This window comes from Desulfovibrio sp. ZJ746 (assembly GCF_011039155.1).
Classification (GTDB): domain Bacteria; phylum Desulfobacterota; class Desulfovibrionia; order Desulfovibrionales; family Desulfovibrionaceae; genus Desulfovibrio.
Genome location: NZ_JAAKEK010000004.1, coordinates 100184 through 116931, shown reverse-complemented (window position 1 = coordinate 116931; position 16748 = coordinate 100184). Strand labels below are relative to the sequence as shown.

Annotated in this window: 19 protein-coding genes; 13 read left to right on the top strand and 6 right to left on the bottom strand. The window is 68.3% G+C overall.

Features of this window, described 5'->3' with window-relative positions; all coding sequences use genetic code 11:
* Positions 1-80: 80 nt before the first annotated feature.
* From G7Y54_RS07940 to G7Y54_RS07900, 9 genes are all read left to right on the top strand, one after another.
* Positions 81-680 (top strand): nitroreductase family protein, encoded by a 600-nt coding sequence (locus G7Y54_RS07940; protein WP_165078789.1) that lies wholly within the window; start codon positions 81-83, stop codon positions 678-680.
* 114 nt (positions 681-794) lie between these two features.
* A complete protein-coding gene (pyrH, locus tag G7Y54_RS07935; RefSeq protein ID WP_165078788.1) occupies positions 795-1535 on the top strand; it encodes a UMP kinase in 741 nt (246 codons plus the stop codon).
* Between the two features lie 57 nt (positions 1536-1592).
* Complete coding sequence (frr, locus tag G7Y54_RS07930) at positions 1593-2153, top strand: ribosome recycling factor (protein WP_165078787.1); 561 nt, start codon at positions 1593-1595, stop codon at positions 2151-2153.
* Positions 2154-2163: 10 nt separating this feature from the next.
* A complete protein-coding gene (locus G7Y54_RS07925; RefSeq protein ID WP_165078786.1) occupies positions 2164-2907 on the top strand; it encodes an isoprenyl transferase in 744 nt (247 codons plus the stop codon).
* Positions 2897-3706 (top strand): phosphatidate cytidylyltransferase, encoded by an 810-nt coding sequence (locus G7Y54_RS07920; RefSeq protein WP_165078785.1) that lies wholly within the window; start codon positions 2897-2899, stop codon positions 3704-3706. The genes G7Y54_RS07925 and G7Y54_RS07920 overlap by 11 nt, the downstream gene beginning before the upstream one ends.
* A gap of 100 nt (positions 3707-3806) precedes the next feature.
* Positions 3807-5135: a 1-deoxy-D-xylulose-5-phosphate reductoisomerase gene (dxr, locus tag G7Y54_RS07915; RefSeq protein WP_241159427.1), complete on the top strand. Its 1329-nt coding sequence runs from the start codon at positions 3807-3809 to the stop codon at positions 5133-5135.
* Positions 5129-6229, top strand: coding sequence for an RIP metalloprotease RseP (gene rseP, locus G7Y54_RS07910; protein WP_206214929.1), 1101 nt, complete (start codon positions 5129-5131; stop codon positions 6227-6229). Before dxr ends, rseP begins: the two co-directional genes overlap by 7 nt.
* On the top strand, positions 6226-7053 hold the full coding sequence (gene tsaB / locus G7Y54_RS07905) for a tRNA (adenosine(37)-N6)-threonylcarbamoyltransferase complex dimerization subunit type 1 TsaB (protein ID WP_165078783.1): 828 nt from the start codon (positions 6226-6228) through the stop codon (positions 7051-7053). Before rseP ends, tsaB begins: the two co-directional genes overlap by 4 nt.
* Positions 7054-7060: 7 nt before the next feature.
* Positions 7061-7933 (top strand): glycosyltransferase, encoded by an 873-nt coding sequence (locus G7Y54_RS07900; protein ID WP_165078782.1) that lies wholly within the window; start codon positions 7061-7063, stop codon positions 7931-7933.
* 124 nt (positions 7934-8057) lie between these two features.
* Here the strand turns inward: G7Y54_RS07900 and G7Y54_RS07895 are convergent, their stop codons facing one another.
* The 6 genes from G7Y54_RS07895 to hisI all read right to left on the bottom strand — a co-directional run bounded on the left by G7Y54_RS07895 (position 8058) and on the right by hisI (position 12153).
* The gene (locus G7Y54_RS07895) at positions 8058-8825 is read right to left on the bottom strand and encodes a 4Fe-4S binding protein (protein WP_165078781.1); all 768 of its coding nucleotides are present in this window, start codon (positions 8823-8825) and stop codon (positions 8058-8060) included.
* Between the two features lie 58 nt (positions 8826-8883).
* Complete coding sequence (locus tag G7Y54_RS07890) at positions 8884-9201, bottom strand: cupin domain-containing protein (protein ID WP_165078780.1); 318 nt, start codon at positions 9199-9201, stop codon at positions 8884-8886.
* A 141-nt stretch (positions 9202-9342) separates the two neighbouring features.
* Entirely contained in the window at positions 9343-10005 is a 663-nt protein-coding gene (locus G7Y54_RS07885; RefSeq protein ID WP_165078779.1) for a flavodoxin family protein, read from the bottom strand.
* A gap of 87 nt (positions 10006-10092) precedes the next feature.
* On the bottom strand, positions 10093-10737 hold the full coding sequence (locus G7Y54_RS07880) for a TetR/AcrR family transcriptional regulator (protein WP_165078778.1): 645 nt from the start codon (positions 10735-10737) through the stop codon (positions 10093-10095).
* Between the two features lie 79 nt (positions 10738-10816).
* Positions 10817-11710 (bottom strand): ATP phosphoribosyltransferase, encoded by an 894-nt coding sequence (gene hisG, locus G7Y54_RS07875; protein WP_165078777.1) that lies wholly within the window; start codon positions 11708-11710, stop codon positions 10817-10819.
* On the bottom strand, positions 11707-12153 hold the full coding sequence (hisI, locus tag G7Y54_RS07870; protein WP_165078776.1) for a phosphoribosyl-AMP cyclohydrolase: 447 nt from the start codon (positions 12151-12153) through the stop codon (positions 11707-11709). The genes hisG and hisI overlap by 4 nt, the downstream gene beginning before the upstream one ends.
* 215 nt (positions 12154-12368) lie before the next feature.
* Here hisI and G7Y54_RS07865 point away from each other — a divergent pair, with 215 nt between their 5' ends.
* The 4 genes from G7Y54_RS07865 (at position 12369) to G7Y54_RS07850 (ending at position 16744) form a co-directional block, all read left to right on the top strand.
* Complete coding sequence (locus tag G7Y54_RS07865) at positions 12369-14150, top strand: DEAD/DEAH box helicase (RefSeq protein WP_165078775.1); 1782 nt, start codon at positions 12369-12371, stop codon at positions 14148-14150.
* A 330-nt stretch (positions 14151-14480) separates the two neighbouring features.
* Positions 14481-14954 carry a hypothetical protein gene (locus G7Y54_RS07860; RefSeq protein ID WP_165078774.1) on the top strand — a complete coding sequence of 158 codons (474 nt, stop codon included), beginning with the start codon at positions 14481-14483 and terminating at the stop codon, positions 14952-14954.
* Positions 14955-14972: 18 nt separating this feature from the next.
* Entirely contained in the window at positions 14973-15914 is a 942-nt protein-coding gene (locus G7Y54_RS07855; RefSeq protein ID WP_165078773.1) for a bifunctional riboflavin kinase/FAD synthetase, read from the top strand.
* A complete protein-coding gene (locus tag G7Y54_RS07850) occupies positions 15911-16744 on the top strand; it encodes a histidinol-phosphatase HisJ family protein (RefSeq protein WP_165078772.1) in 834 nt (277 codons plus the stop codon). The genes G7Y54_RS07855 and G7Y54_RS07850 overlap by 4 nt, the downstream gene beginning before the upstream one ends.
* Positions 16745-16748: the final 4 nt, after the last annotated feature.

Here is a 16748-nt window from a genome sequence, read left to right as displayed (position 1 = left end):
TTTTGACGGATAATTTCGGCATTACTGGGGCGCACAAGCACTGCACAAACTCGCAAATGCACAAAATAAAGGAGAAACCCATGCCCGTAAGCCCCCGCGATTTTCAGGCCCTTGTCCGTGAGGCGCGCACCTGCCGCCGCTTTGTGGAAGATCAGCCCCTGAGCATGGCCGACCTCGAATGGCTCGCGGACTGCGCGCGCCTGACGCCCTCGGCCCGCAACGCGCAGGTCCTGCGCTTCGTCCTCGTGACCAAGGGCCAGACCTGCGACGAGCTCTTCAGGCTCACGCGCTGGGCCGGCGCCCTCAAGGACGCGGGCACGCCCAAGCCCGGCGAGCGGCCCACGGCCTTCATCGCCATCCTCGCCCCCGCCGAGGGCGCCAAGCTCGTGCCCTATGACGCGGGCATCGCGAGCGAGACCATCCAGCTCGCCGCCGCCACCCAGGGCTGGGGCTGCTGCATCATCTATTCCGTGGACCGCGCGGCCGCCGCGCCGCTGCTCAAGGTGCCGGCGGGCATGGACATCCCGCTCGTGCTCGGCCTCGGCGTGGCGAAAGAGCAGCGCGTCATCGCCGAAATGCCCGCGGACGGCTCCTTCAACTACTGGCGCGACGCCCAGGGCGTGCACCATGTGCCCAAGCGCAGCCTCGGGGAGCTCGTCGCAGGCCGCTTCGGCGCCTGAACCCGCACCCCCACCGCGCAAAAAGGCTTTGAGGATGCCGGATTTTCTGGTATCCTCAATGCGTTGCGGCAAGGGCCGGCCCGGGAACCAGCCACCTCCAATCAAGGCGGAGCCATGACCGAAGACAACGCGACAGGCGAGCGCGGGCTCAAGTACGGGCGCGTGCTGCTCAAGCTCTCTGGCGAGGCCCTGGCCGGCGCCCACAAGACCGGCATCGACCCCGAAACCGTGGCCGCCGTCTGCGAGGAAATCGGCTCGGTGCTCGACATGGGCGTGGAGATGGCGCTCGTCATCGGCGGGGGCAACATCTTCCGCGGGCTTTCCGGCTCGGCCAAGGGCATGGAGCGCTCCTCCGCCGATTATATGGGCATGCTGGCCACGGTGCTCAACGCGCTGGCCGTGCAGGACATGCTCGAGAAGCAGGGCTATCCCACGCGCGTGCTCTCGGCCATCAACATGAAGGAAGTGTGCGAGCCCTTCATCCGCCGGCGCGCCCTGCACCACCTCGAAAAGGGCCGCGTGGTCATCTGCGCGGGCGGCACGGGCAACCCCTATTTCACCACCGACACCACGGCGGCCCTGCGCGGCATGGAGCTCAAGTGCGACGCCATCATCAAGGCCACCAAGGTGGACGGCATCTATGACAAGGACCCGGCCACCAACGCCGACGCCGTGAAGTTCGACCACATCAGCTACGAGGACACCCTGCGCCGCCGCCTCGGCGTCATGGACGCCACGGCCTTCGCGCTCGTGCGCGACAACCATGTGCCCATCATCGTCTGCCGCATGTTCGGGGGCGACATAAAACGCGCCATCCTGGGCGAGCCCGTGGGCACCATCGTCCGCGAGGAGTGAGCGCCCCCGGGACCTCACGCGCCATCAAGCCGGGGCCAGCCCCGCAAGGAAGAAGCCATGGACATCGACACCACCCTGCTGGACACCGAAGACCGCATGGAAAAGGCGCTCGCCTCCCTTGAGCGCGACTTCGCCAAGCTGCGCACCGGCCGCGCCTCCACGGCGCTTGTGGACGGCATCAAGGCCGACTATTACGGCACGCCCACGCCCATCAGCCAGATGGCCTCCGTGGCCGTGCCCGACAGCCGCACCCTCACCATCCAGCCCTGGGACAAGGGCGGCATGGCCGCGGTGGAAAAGGCCATCCTCAAGTCCGACCTCGGGCTCACGCCGGTCAATGACGGCAAGATCATCCGCATCTCCATCCCGCCGCTCACCGAGGAGCGCCGCAAGGAGCTCGTCAAGGTGGCCCGCAAATACTGCGAGGAGGCCAAAGTGGCCGTGCGCAACGTGCGCCGCGACGCCAACGACAGCCTGAAGCGCGCGGAAAAGGAGAAGGCGATCACCGAGGACGCGCTCAAGCGCGCCACCGACGAGGTGCAGAAGCTCACCGACCGTTTCGTGGCCGAGGCCGACACCCGCTGCCAGGCCAAGGAAAAGGAAATCATGGACATCTGACGTGGATGACATGAGCGGGGCACAGGAGGGCGCGGAAAAGCTGCCCAGGCATATCGCCATCATCATGGACGGTAACGGCCGCTGGGCGCAGGCGCGCGATCTGCCCCGCACGGCCGGGCACCGGGCCGGGGCCGACGCCGTGCGTACGGTGGTGCGCGAATGCCGGCGCCTCGGCATCCCGCACCTCACGCTCTACGCCTTTTCGAGCGAGAACTGGAACCGCCCCAAAACCGAAATCAGCGCGCTCTTCGGGCTTTTGCTCGAATTTCTCGGCGCGGAAGTGCCCACCATGCTGGAGCGGGGCATCCGCCTCAAGGTGCTGGGCGACCTCGACGGCCTGCCGCTCGCGCAGCGCACGGCCCTGCGCCACGCCATGAACCGCACGGCCGCGGGCAAGGACATGACCCTCAACCTGGCCCTCAACTACGGGGGGCGCGCCGAGCTCGTGCGGGCGGCCAAAAAGCTCGCCGCCGAAGCCGCCTCCGGCGCCCTCGCGCCCGGGGCCATCACCGAGGCGGCGCTTGCCGAGAGGCTCGACACGGCCGGCCAGCCCGACCCGGACCTGCTCATCCGCACGAGCGGCGAGCTGAGGCTGAGCAACTTCCTTCTTTACCAGTGCGCGTACAGCGAGCTCTGGTTCACGCCGGTGCTCTGGCCCGACTTCGGGGCCGAAGAGCTCGCAAAGGCCCTCAAGGACTATGCCGGGCGCTCGCGCCGCTTCGGCAAAACGCGGGAGCAGGCCGATGGCTGTTGACCATGCAGTGGACCTCCGCCGGACCATCACCGGCCTCATCCTGGCGGCGGGGCTGCTTTTGGTGCTCTGGTGCCGGGGCTGGCCGCTTCTCGGCGTCATCCTCCTCGTGTCGGCGCTCGGGCTGTGGGAATTCTATTCGCTCTTCTGGGGGCCGCGCGGGCGCATCCCGAGCCGCATCTGCGCCATCGGCCTTGGCTGGGCCATGCTGGTGCTCACGTGGATGCACCGCCCGCAGGACGCGCTCGTGTGCCTCGGCGCGGGCTTCGTGCTGGCGGCGCTCTCCTTCCTCTTCCGCTGGGACGTGGTGGAGGAGGAAAACGCCTTTTCGGCCAGCGGCATCTTCATGGCCGGGCTCGCCTATGTGCCGCTTCTGCTTCTGCCGGCCACCTATCTCTCCACGCTCAAGCTCATCTTCGTGCTGGCCGCGGTGGCCGCGTCCGACACGGCCGCCTATTTCGTGGGCACGCGCTTCGGCCACCACAAGCTCTGGCCGCGCGTGAGCCCCAACAAGAGCTCCGAGGGCGCCGTGGGGAGCCTCGCGGCCTGCGTCATCTTCTGCGCCGTCTACGGCGAAATCTTCGGGCAGGCCGGGTGGTTCGCCTTCGCGCTGCTCGGCGTGGCGGTGAACGCCTTTGCCCAGCTCGGGGACCTTTTCGAGTCCGCGCTCAAGCGCTCGGTGAACGTGAAGGATTCCGGCTCCCTCCTGCCCGGGCACGGCGGCGTGCTCGACCGGGCGGACAGCTTTCTCTTCGCCATGCCCATGGTGGCGGTGGTGGACCAGTGGTTCTCCTTTTTCTGAGCCGAGCGCCCGGGCGCGACACTGAACCCGGCGCCCCTGACCACAGCTTTGGGGGGCGGCGCCCGTGACCGCGCTCTGGCCCGGACGCGGGGGCCCGGCGGTGGACTATATCTCGCCCCCGCCGGCTGAAGCCCTCGCCGCCATCCGCCCGCGCCGCGTGGTCCTGCTGGGTTCCACCGGCTCCATCGGGCGCAACGCGCTTTCCGTGGTGGAGGCGTCCGAAGGGCGCCTTGAGGTCGCCGGCATCGCCTGCGCGCGCAATGTGGAGCTTCTGGCCCGGCAGGCCCTGCGCCACCGGCCCCCGGTGCTCGCCGTGCTCGACGAGGCGGCGGCCGAGGCCCTGCGCCCGCTCCTCCCCGTGGGCTATGCTCCCGATATCCTCACCGGCCGCGCCGGCTATGCGCGCCTCGCCGCGCTCGACGGGGCCTGCGCCGTGCTCTCGGCGCAGGTGGGCGCCGCCGGCCTCACGGCCACCCTGGCCGCGGCCCTCGCGGGCAAGATGGTCGCACTCGCCAACAAGGAATCCCTCGCGCTCGCCGGCGCCCTCGTGCGGGCCATCTGCGCGGGCACTGGCGCGGCCGTACTGCCCGTGGATTCGGAGCACGACGCGCTCTTCCAGTGCGTCGCCGGGCGCGGGCAGGAGGTGAAAAACCTCGTGCTCACGGCCTCGGGCGGCCCTTTCCGGGGCCGGAGCGCCGAAGAGCTCGCCCGGGTGACGCCCGAGGCGGCGCTGGCACACCCCAACTGGCGCATGGGGGCCAAGATCAGCATCGACTCGGCCACTATGATGAACAAGGGTCTCGAGCTTATTGAGGCCGTGCACCTCTACGGCGTGCCGCCGGAGCGGGTGCGCATCCTCGTGCATCCGCAGTCGGTGGTGCATTCGCTGGCCGAATTCGCCGACGGTTCCTTCATGGCGCAGCTCGGCGCGCCGGACATGCGGCTCCCCATCGGGCACTGCCTGGACTGGCCGGCCTGCGCCGGCCGCGGCGCGCCGCCCCTTGACCTTGCTGCCGTCTGGAGCCTCACCTTCGAGGAGCCGGACCCGGAGCTTTTCCCCTCCCTGCGCCTCGCGCGCGAGGCGCTCCTGGCCGACCGCGCGGCCATGGGGGGCGCGCCCGGCTTCGGGCCGGCCTGCGTGGCGCTCAACGCGGCCAACGAGGCGGCGGTGGAGCTTTTCCTCCACGGCGGCTGCGGCTTTACGGACATCCCGGCCCTTGTTTCGGCCACGCTGGACGCGCTGCCGGGCCTTGACGAGGGCCGCGCCCTCGCCCCGCTTTCTCCCGGCGACCTGCCCCGGGCTCCCCTTGACGAGGCCCGCGCGGCCGCCCTCGCCGTGGAGCTCGCCGCCCGCGTGGACGCCCTTGACCGCGCCTGCCGCGCCCTTGTGCGCCGCCGCGCCGCCCATCCCGAGGAGCCAAAGTGCTGACGACCATCGTTGCCGTGATCATCGTCCTCGGCGGACTGATCTTCTTCCATGAACTCGGGCATTTCGCCGTGGCCCGCGCGCTCGGCATGGGCGTGTCCACCTTTTCGCTCGGCTTCGGGCCCAAGATCCTCAAGCGCAAGATCGGCAAGACCGAATACGCGCTCTCGCTCATCCCCCTGGGCGGCTATGTGGCGCTTGTGGGCGAGAGCGACGAGGCCGACATCCCGCCCGGCTTCACCCCCAGGGAGAGCTTCGCGCTCAGGCCCGCGTGGCAGCGGCTGCTCGTGGTGGCCGCCGGGCCGGTGGCCAATATCCTGCTCGCCTGGCTGCTCTGCTGGGCGCTCGCCTTCGGCTGGGGCGTGCCCGTGCTCCAGCCCGTGGTGGGCGCCGTCTCGGCCGGCAGCCCGGCCGCCCGCGCCGGGCTCGTCCCCGGCGACCGCATCCTCGCCATTGACGGCAAAAAGCTGGAGAGCTGGGAGGCCATGTCCGCCACCATCAACGCCAGCGGCGGCCGTCCGCTGCACCTTGAGGTGTTGCGGCCCGAAACGCCCGGGGAGAGCGGCCCGGAAGCGCGGGGCCATGTGCTCGAGCTCACCCTCACGGCCGAGCGCGCCACGCGCAAGACCATTTTCGGCGAGGAGGAGACCGCGTGGCTCATCGGGGTGCGCGCGGGCAACAGCGTGAGCGCGGAGCCACAGGGCTTCTGGGCGGCCGCCGCGGCCGGCGCCCGGCAGACCTGGGGCATGGTCTCCCTCACCTGGCAGAGCTTCGTCAAGCTGGCGCAGCGCGTGGTGCCGCTGGACCAGGTGGGCGGCCCCATCATGATCGCCCAGATGGTGGGCGAGCAGGCGCACCAGGGCCTCGCCGGCCTCATCGCGCTGACGGCGCTCATCAGCGTCAATCTCGGCATCCTCAATCTCCTGCCCGTGCCCGTGCTCGACGGCGGCCAGATCGTCTTCTGCCTCATCGAGATGATCTTCCGGCGGCCGGTGCCGCAAAAGGCGCAGGAAATGGCCACCCGCGTGGGCCTCTTCCTGCTGGTGGGCCTCATGGCGCTCGCCACCTTCAACGACGTATGGCGGCTCTTCAAATGAGCGCGCGCGCACCGGGCTACTCCACCGGGCTCGAGCTCGTGCTCAACGCCGCCGAGGGCGCGCTCCAGATACTGGTGACGGAAAACGGCCGCCGCCGCTGCTTTGAGGAGTGGCACGAGCCGAACCGCGCCACGGAGCTTCTGGCCCCGGCCCTGCGTGACATTTGCGCGGCCCTCGCCATCGCTCCAGCCGGTTTCCGGCGCATCGGCTGCGTGGCCGGCCCTGGCTCGTTCACGGGCATCCGCCTCGTGCTCGCCACGGCAGCGGCCCTGCGCCGCGCGGGGCACGCCCAGCTTGCGAGCCTTGACTATCTCCAGGCGCTGGCCACCAGCGCGGTCATGCAACGGGGCCTGCTCTATCCCGCGCCCGTCATGGTGGTGACCCATGCCCGGCGCGACCTCGTCCACTACCGGCCTTTTTGCTCCTACGGCCCGCAGATCCCGGCGCAGCCGCTCGGGCCCGTGGAACTCATCACGCCGGAGGAAGCCCTTGCCCGCATGGCCGGGGCGCCCTGCCACGCCTGCGGCAGCGGGCTTAGTCGCAACCCGCGCTGGTTCGAGCCCGAGGCCACGGGCTTGGGCCCGGCCGGCGCGCCGGGCGCCGTCGTCATGCCCGAACTCGTGGACCCGGGCGCCCCGGCCCTCGCCCTGCTCGCCCGCCACGGCGACTATTTTCCCAAGGATATCGAGCCCCTCTATGTGCGGCCCTGCGACGCCGCCGAAAACCTCGGCGAGCTCGCGGCCCGGCAGGGCATGGACGGCAAGGCGGCCTGCGCCGAGCTGGAAGACCTGCTCAGCCGCAAGCCGGAAAGCCGGGAAGAATGAGCCCGCGGTGAGCCCTCGCGCCCCTGCCCCCCAGGCGGCGCCCGCGCTTCCCCAGCAGCACGGCGCCCCCCTGCACATCGCCTACGGCATCCACAACAGGGACGGCTATTTCATCCACGGCCTCGCGTCCATGCACTCGTTGATGAAAGGCGCGAGTGTCCCCCTCGTGGCGCACATCCTGCATGACGGCACGCTCGGTGCGCCGGAGCGGGACGCTTTTCAAAAAGTCGCTTCCCGTTCCGGCGGCGAGGCGGTATTTCACGACCTGGCAAAAGAGAGCGCCGGGTTTCCGCAGATTCCGGCGCTTGAGCGGTTCAGCAAGGGCTGCCTGTTCCGGCTGTTGCTGCCGCAGCTTTTGCCCAATGAAACTGTACTTTATCTGGATAGCGACATCATCGCCACGGGGGATGCCCTGCCCCTTTTTGCCGACGCGCTGGCAAGGAAGGACGGCCCGCCGCTCTGGGCCGTACGGGACAGCGCCCCGGCGCATCGCCCGGGCTTTCGGGCCTACATCAGGTCGGTCTTCGGCGAATATGACGGCTATTTCAACTCCGGCGTCCTGGTTTTCAGGAATGCCGAGGTGAACAGGCTGGTTCCCGATGTTCCCGCCGCCGTTTTTTCCCTGTTCAGGGCGAGGCCGGAATTGCAGTTCCCGGACCAGGACGCCCTCAATTTCCTGTTCGGGCTTCCCGGGCACACGGGCGCCTTGTCCGGGAAGGCGAACTTCCAGATGGAATACGGCAGGCGCCTTCTCCTGGGCGAGACGGCGCTTCGCGGAAAACTCCTTCATTATTCGTGGCACAAGCCGTGGCAAAAAGCCTTCCCGGCCGCGCTCCCCTATTGGCGCAACCGGGAGGAGGTGCGGGCAATCCTCGCCTGAGGGACCGGCATGCCCCAACCGGCAAGAGCGAGGACGCCGTCCCTTTCATTCAGCGCTTTTCACCGCCCAGCGGTGCGCCCTCGCAGCACCGCTGGGCGTTCGTTGCGCCGTTCACGCCGGCGTGTCACAGAAAGAGCTTCGTTTCCAGGTGCAGGCCGGCAAAGGTCACTGTCGCCGCCTGGTGCAGCATTTCCCGCGCCTTGGCGTCGCCCATGGTGCGCGCGTCCACGGGGCAGACATGCGCGCAGGCCGAGCAGCAGATACAGAGCTTGTCGTCCTGCGTGACGAGGTCATCTTCCGGGATGGCCCCCGCCGGGCAATTTTCCGCGCACTGGCCGCAGCTGATGCAGGCGTCCGCGTCGGTAATGGGGAAGAACACAAGATCCTTCATGGGGCCGCGCTCGCCCGGGATCTTGGAGAGCGATTTTCCCTCATTGGCCTGCGCAAGGGCCTTCTGCCCAAATTCGTTCAGCAGTTTCGCGTCGTCGGCGTCGGGCCGGGCGTGGCTCACCGTGGGCATGAGCGTGTGCTCGGCCACGGCCGCCACCGCGGCCACGGGCCTGAAGCCGCGGGCCCTGGCCAGGTCGTCCATGGACCAGTAAAAGCCGCCCGGCTCGGTGTCGCCGCGCACGGCCACATACACGCAGGGCGTGTCCTTGCCCTCCACGCAGGCGAACACCTTGTCCGCGATTTTCGGCAGGCCCGCATAGACCGGGAAGCTGAAAAATACCAGGGTCTCCGCATCGAAGGCCAGTTTCGCGTCCCTCTCGTCCGGGAGAGTGAGGTTATGCCGCTCCACTTCCACGGGCAGCCTGGCCGTGAGCAATTCGGTGACTTTTTCCGTGCTGCCGCAGGGGCTGAAAACCACCGTCGCCACTTTCCTGATAGCCATGGTTCCTCCTTATGGCTGTTCGCTTGCGGCCCGGGGCCGAGACTCCGCCCGGGCGCGTTCATTCCCCGTTGAACACATAGTCCATTTCGGCGTAGCCGGCATGCAGGGTGATCTGGTGCTTCTGCCCGGCCGGGATGAAATAGATGTCGCCCTTCTTGTACGTGACGGTCTTGCCGTCCGCGGTATAGGCACAGGAACCGCTGACGACCACGGTATATTGCGCCCCGTGCGCATGCTCGGCAAAGACGATTTCTTTCTGCGCGCTGACAAAATAGGTCTCGCCGAGGGGCGAAGTGTCCACATGCACGGTCAGGCCCGGAAGGCCGTAGTCCCGGAGCGGCAGTTGCTCCACAAAGTCGGGAAAGGGACTTTTCATCGCGCCTCCGAATGCGTTTCCGGGCATATCTGGCAATTGGCCGCTTTCGTCACCCTGATACTCACATACAGGAATTGCCCGTGCCGCTGAAGCAAAAGACCAGTTCTTCCGCCATTTCATCTCCCGCGTTTGCCGCAAGCATCAGTGCGCCTGACCGAGGGCGAGCGCCCTGCCCATCGCCCTGGCCTTCTCGCGGTCGATGGGGAACTGCGCTTCGCGCACTTTCGCCTTGGCCTCGGGGGAAAAGGCGTCCGACTTGTACTTGGCGTACTCCTTGAACTGCCAGGTATCGCAGACATATTCCATCAGCGGCGCGTGGCCGAGCATCCGCGCCGCAATGTCTTCCATGACTTTCAGGCGCTCGGGATAGTGGATGTCTTCCAGCATGCCCTCGGGCGCGTTCATGGTATAGACAAAGCCCGTGCGCACCTTTTGCGGCGCAAGGGAGGAATAGTTCTTGTCATACACGAGCACGGGGAAGAACAGGCGCTCCCAGTAGCAGCGCATCATGCCCGTCACGTCGGAAAAATAGATGGGCGTGCCGAACACCAGGCAGTCGGCGTGCAGGGACTTTTCCAGCACTTCCGAAATGCCGTCTTTGACGGCGCACTTGCCATAGCTCTTGCCGCCGATGCGCTTGCATTCAAAGCAGCTCACGCGGCCCTTGTAGTCATGCTCATAGAGATGGATGAGCTCGCCCTCCAGCCCGGGCATCGCCTCTTTGGCCCCGGCGAGCACGCTTTCAAGAATGGTCGCCGTGTTCCACTTTTTACGGGGGCTTCCGTTGATGGCCAGCAGTTTCATGGGATGACCTCGTGTTGAATTTTGTAAACCTGATAATAAAAACAGGCCGCGAACGTCAAGGCGCGTGGCGCGCCCCGAGGCGGACCTTCAGTCCTGGCCGGCGTTGGGGAGCAGGGCGAGGCCGCGCCGGGCGATCTCCGCAAGCTCGGCCTGGCACAGCTCGCCGCGGGCGAGCAGGGCGACGCCTTTCATGAAGGCGATGAGGGCGCCGACGATGGCCGGGACATCGCTTTCTGGCGGAAGCTCACCGGCCTCGATGGCCAAAAGGAGACGCTTGCGGAAAAGGGCTTCCGTTTCCCGGTCGAGGACGGCGAGGGCTTCGATGATGCGCGTCTCGCCCGGCGCGAGGCCCACGGTGGAGATCTCCACGAAGCAGCCCTTGGGGAGGCCCGGGCGCATATAGATCTGCACGGCGTCCTCAACAAAATTTTTGAGGGCCGTGCGCACGTCCCCTGCCTGCATCAGGCGGTCGAGGGCCTTGTCCCAGTACTGTTGTTTATAGTGCGCGACGGTCTCGAGAAAGATGTCCTCCCTCGTCCCGAAGGCGCAATAGAAACTCGGCGCGCTGATGCCCATGGCCTGGCAGAGGTCGGCAAGGGTCGTCTGCATGTAGCCCTTGCGCCAGAAGGTCTCCATGGCGGCGTTGAGGGCCGCGTCCCGGTCGAACTCCCTGGGGCGGCCGCGCGGGGCGGGGTCAGGCGGGCTTGCGGTTTTTTTGGGCGCACGCGGCATGGCAGGCTCGGCGCATTGTATCCGGCGTTTGACAAATATGGCGCGGGGGGCGCGCCCCATGCGCCCCGCAGGGGCATGGTCAGATGACCTTGTTCAGCGCGTACTCGATGATGCCCTCGGCCCCGGCGGCGCGCAGGCGCGGGATAAGGTCGCGCACGATGCCCACCTCCACCACGGTCTCCAGCGAGAGCCACGCCTTGTCGCGCAGGGGCGAGACCGTGGGCGAGTTGAGCGCGGGCAGCATCTCGAGGATGGCGTCGAGCCTGTCTGCCGGGGCGTTCATCTTGAGCGCCACAAGGTTCTCGGCGCGCAGGGCCCCCTGCAGGAGCAGCGTGATCTGGTCGATCTTGGCGCGCTTCACGGGGTCGGCCCAGGCCTCGCGGTTGGCGATGAGCACAGGGAAGGACACCATGACCTCGTCGATAATCTTGAGGCCGTGGGCGCGGATGGTCGTCCCGGTCTCGGTGACTTCCACGATGCCGTCGGCAAGCCCCTCCACCACCTTGGCCTCGGTGGCGCCCCAGGAATAGAAGATGTCGGCGTCCACGCCCTTGCCCGCGAAATAGCGGCGCGTAAGCCCTTCGAGCTCGGTGGCGATGCGCTTGCCCGCGAGGTCGGCCGCGCAGGTGTAGGGCGCGTCCCCGGCCACGGCCAGCACCCAGCGGCAGGGCCTGGAAGAGTTCTTGGAATACACGAGGTCGGCCACGCGCACCACCTTGTCTTCATGGCCGCGTTCGCCCAGCCAGTCGAGGCCGGTGATGCCCACGTCCAGCACGCCGGCCGCCACATAGCCGCCGATCTCCTGCACGCGGCAGAGCGAGGCCGACAGCTCGGGGTCATTGATGTCCGGGAAGTAGTTGCGCGCATGCTTGCGGATCTTCCAGCCCGCGCGCTCGAAAAGGTGGATGGTGGCCTCCTCGAGCGAGCCCTTGGGCACGCCGAGCTTGAGGACGGGACGGTTCTGGGCGCTCATGCGTTGCTCCCGTGGCTGGAAGTGGAGGGGGATCCGGCTGTGCCGTACACGGCCGCGGGGTCGAAAACCATGGGCGCGCACTCGGCAACTTCGCCCGCCCGCCACTCGCGGAAAAAGCAGGAGCGCCGCCCGGTGTGGCAGGCCGCGCCGCCAATCTGCTCCACGAGGAGCAGGATGGCGTCGCTGTCGCAGTCAAGGCGCACGGAGAGCACGCGCTGCACATGGCCCGAGGTGCCGCCCTTGTGCCAGAGCTCGCGGCGGCTGCGGCTCCAGAAATGGGCCTCGCCGGTCTCAAGCGTGCGCCGCCACGCCTCTTCGTTCATCCACGCGAGCATGAGCACCTCGCCGCTTGCGGCGTCCTGCACCACGGCCGGCAGGAGGCCCGCCCCGAATGCCGGCGCAAAGCCGGACTCTTTCGCTGTTTCGGCCACTGTGTCCGCCATGGCGTCCCTCTCCCCTCGCTGGTTCCGCGACCGGCCCTCGCCGTGCGGCCCCTCACGTTAGGCGCATTCCGTGCGCGGGGCAAGCCGCATTTCGCGGCGCCCCCGGCCTACGCCTTGCGGAAGCCGGCGGAATGGCGTATTCTTTGGCTTTCCATGGACGGGAAGCGGCGCAGGCCGCCTCCTCATTTTGGCGCGCCCGCGCGCAAAGGCCCCCTATGCCGGAACCCTCCTCTTCCCCCTCCCCGGAGGAAAACCCCGCGGAAAGCGCCGCCGCGCCGGCCGCGCCTGTCGTCGCTGAAGACGAACTTGTCGATATTTCCGTCACCGAGCCGGAAAACGCGCTGCCCCCGGTGACGCTTGACGAGCTCGCCGCGTCCCTGCGCGAGGCCTGCGCCCGCGCCGGCTGGCACAGCCTGATGCCCGTGCAGTCCCTGGCGCTGCCCTACCTGCTCGCCGGGCGCGACATCATGGTGCAGTCGCGCACGGGCAGCGGCAAGACGGGCTGCTATCTCCTCCCCATGCTCGAGGAGCTGGACCCGGGCCTCAAGGCGCCGCAGGCCCTCGTGCTCGTGCCCACGCGCGAGCTCGCCCTGCAGGTGGAGCGCGAGGCGAAGACGCTTTTCGCCGGCACGGGCCACGATGTCTGCGCCATTTACGGCGGCGTGGGCTACAAAAAGCAGATGGACGCCCTGCGCGCCGGCGTGCAGGTCATCGTGGGCACGCCGGGCCGCGTGCTCGACCATCTCCTGCGGCACACCCTCGACCTTGCGAAACTGCGTTTGCTCGTGTTCGACGAGGCCGACCGCATGCTTTCCATCGGCTTCTACCCGGACATGAAGGAGATCCAGCGCTATCTCCCCACCCGGCGCCATACCTGCCTCTTCTCGGCCACCTATCCGCCCCATGTGCTCAAGCTGGCCGCCGAATTCATGACCGAGCCGGACATGCTCTCCCTCTCGCGCAAGGAAGTGCATGTGGCCGAGGTGGCGCACGAGTTCTGCGAAGTCAAGCCCATGGACAAGGACCGCGCCCTCGTGCGCCTCCTGGAGACGGAAAACCCGGCTTCAGCCATCATATTTTGCAACACCAAGGCCAATGTGCACTATGTGACGAGCGTGCTTCAGGGCTTCGGCTACAGCGCGGACGGCCTCTCGGCCGACTTGACGCAGGCGAAGCGCGAGGCCGTGCTGCAAAAAGTGCGCGAGGGCAAGCTCCAGTATCTCGTGGCCACGGACGTGGCGGCGCGGGGCATCGACATCCCGGCGCTCTCGCACGTCTTCCTCTACGAGCCGCCGGAAGACCACGAGAGCTACATCCACCGCGCCGGGCGCACCGGCCGGGCGGGCTCGGCGGGCACGGTCATCTCGCTCGTGGACGTGATGCAGCGCATGGAGCTCGAGCGCATCGCACGGCACTACAAGATCAATCTCACGGAAATCCCCGCCCCCACGGACGCCGATGCGGCCAGGGCCGCTTCCGCGCGCCTCATGGCCGTGCTCGAGGCGCGGTACCGCGGGCTCACCGGGCTCGAGCGCATGCGCGTGGCGCGCTACGCCGACCTTGCGCGCGAGCTCGGTAAGGCGCCGGAAGACGGGGGCGCGGGAGACGGCGAGGCCCCGGGAGATGGCGAGGAAAACGCCAACCTGCTCCTGCTCGCCATGCTGCTGGACGCCTGCCATCAGGAAAATTTGCGCGAAGGCTTCGTCTTCCCCACGGGGAGCGCGGCCCCGGCTCCCAAGAGTTCCGGGAGTGGTGCCGGCGGCCGCGGCGCCCGGGGAGGCCGCACGCGCGGCAAGCGCGGCCCGCGCCCGCTTGGCCCGGATGCGCCGGCGGCAGCGGCACCGGCGGAAGCCGCCCAGCCCCCCGAGGACGGGGCAGCCGGCGGTGAAGGCCAGGCTCCGCGCAAAAGGCGGCGCCGCTCGCGCGGGCGCCGTGGCGGCCAAGGGGGCGGCGGGGCTTCTGCCGCCACCGGCGCAGCAGGTGACGACGGAGACTAACGGCCCCATGGCGGCGGGCACTTTGGGTGTGACAGCAAGACGCGGCAATTGATTTTTCCTCCTTCCGTCTGGAGCGAAGCGGAAGACGGGTGCTGGTGTCGGAAGAATCCTAAAAAATAAGATTTTTCGGGGCTGGCAAGGAAGATAAAAATTTCCGAAGGGAGTGTACTCAAGTACTCGACCGAGGAAATTTTTCTCTGACGCGGCCAGCACCGAAAAGGCTGTTTTTGACGGATAATTTCGACATTAAACGGGCAGCAACAACGCGCCTGCACGAGGACGACAACTCAAACCTACAACCACGCCTTCAGTCCATTGCACGGAGCGTCCATGCAGTATCTCGCGGAGCCAGACGAATCGCCCGGCATCACCCAGGTGGCGCTGGACAATTTCGCCGCCCTCCTGGACGACGCGGACTTCACGGCCGAGCTTGAGCTCATGGGCGTGGGGCGCTTCCAGTTTTTGCGGCGCCGCCAGATGGGCCTCGAGCTGCGCGGCCTGTACATCGCGCTCTGGCGCCTGGCCCTTTCCCGCTCCTTCCCCAACGATGCGGACGCCATGTTTGCGTCCTTCCTCCATGGCCACCTCACGCGCCACCCCGACAAGGGCGCCCGCCAGACGGCGGAGCGGGCGCGCCAGTACTGGGGCATGCTCCAGCCCACGGGCGACGCGGATTTCAACGAGGTGGCGCGGCATCTCACCTCCTTCGCCGAGCGGGACGAAAAGGCGCAGCGCACCCTCACGCTCAAGCTGGCCCTCCACATCCGCAAGGTGTACCGCTTCATCTTCGACCGCCTGATCTGAGCGCCCCGAGCCCCAGCCATGCAGATCGCCGACACTCCCGCCGCCTTTGCCGCGCTGCCTGCCACGGGCGTGACCATCGGCAACTTCGACGGCGTGCACTTGGGGCACCAGGCGCTCGTGCGGCGCACGCTCGAGGTCTGCGGCGCCCGCGGCCTTGACTGCGTGCTCGTGACCTTTCGCCCGCACCCGCGCACCGTGCTCACACCCGAGCGCCCGCACGCGCCCCTGAGCACGCGGGCCGAGCGCTTCGCCCTCCTGGATCGCCTTGGCGTGCGCCACATCCTCGAGCTGCCCTTCACGCGCGGGCTCGCGGCGCTCACGCCCGAAGACTTCGTGCGCGGCTACCTCTTGCCGCTCAGGCCGCGCGAACTCGTTGTGGGGCATGACTTCACCCTCGGCAGGGGCCGCAGCGGCCACCCGGAACTTTTGCGGCAGCTCGGGCGCGGCATGGGCTTCGGCGTGGAGCAGGTGGGCGCGGTGCTCGCCGACGGCGCGCCCGTGAGCTCCACGCGCCTTCGGGAATGCCTTGCCGCAGGCGACGTGGCACTGGCGCGGCGCCTTTTGGGGCGCCCCTATGCGGTTTCGGGGCAGGTGGCGCACGGCGAGGGCAGGGGCCGGGGCCTGGGCTTTCCCACGGCCAACCTCGACGGCGCGGCCACGGCGCTGCCGGCAAACGGCGTCTATGCAACGCGCGCGCGCTGCGGGGGGCGGCGCTTCGACGCCGTGACCAATATCGGCATGAAGCCCACCTTCGGGGGCGACCGCCTCACCGTGGAGAGCTTTTTGCTGGATGCGGAAGGCGACTTCTACGGCGAGGACCTGCGCCTCGAGTTCGTGGCGCGCCTGCGCGGGGAGCAGCGCTTCCCCGATGCGGCCGCGCTCGGCCGCCAGATAGGCGCCGATGTGGCGCTAGCCCGGCGCCTGCTGGCGGAGGACGGCGAACACCCGGAGCCCGCATGATCCTTGCCGACATGCACAACCACACCACGGCCTCGCACGGCACGGCCGATGTGGCCGCCATGGCCGCGCAGGCCAAGGCGGCCGGGCTCGCGTGGTTCGGCTTTTCCGAGCATTCACCGCTGCCCGGGGGCTTTTCCTGCGCGCTCTATACCGGCGACCTCGCCGCCGAATTCCCGCGCTATGCGGCCGAGGTGCTGCGACTCAGGGAAAAATCCGCCCAGCCCGGCGCCGACGGCCCGCGCATCCTCCTCGGGCTGGAGCTGGACTGGCTGCCCTCGCGCCCCGGCTATATGCGCGAGCTTGTGGCCGCATGGCCCTTCGACTATGTGCTCGGCTCCCTGCACTACCTTGACGGCATGTCTGTGGGCGCGGTGGCCAACTGGGGGCCGGAAGTCCCGCGCGAGGAGCGCTTCGCCCGCTTTGCCGCCTATTTTTACGAAATGGCCTCCATGGTAAAAAGCGGCCTCGTTGACGTGGCCTCGCACCCGGATTTCATCAAGCTGCGGGCGGTGGACGATTTCCATGCGTGGCTCGGCGCCGCGGAAAGCCGGGCCCCGCTCGAGGCTGCCGTTTCGGCCCTCGCCGAGAGCGGCACGGCCATGGAGGTCTCGGCCGCGGGCCTGCGCCTGGACTTTGCCGAGCCTTACCCGGCGCCTGCCATCATGCGCCTCGCGGCCGAGGCCGGGGTGGACATCTGCTTCGGCTCCGACGCGCACCGCCACGCGGACGTGGGGCGCCCCTTCGACCGCCTGGCCGACTACGCACGCTCCTTCGGCTATGCGGCGTCGGTCATCTTCATCAACCGCCAAAAACGGCGCCTCGCGTTCTGAACGC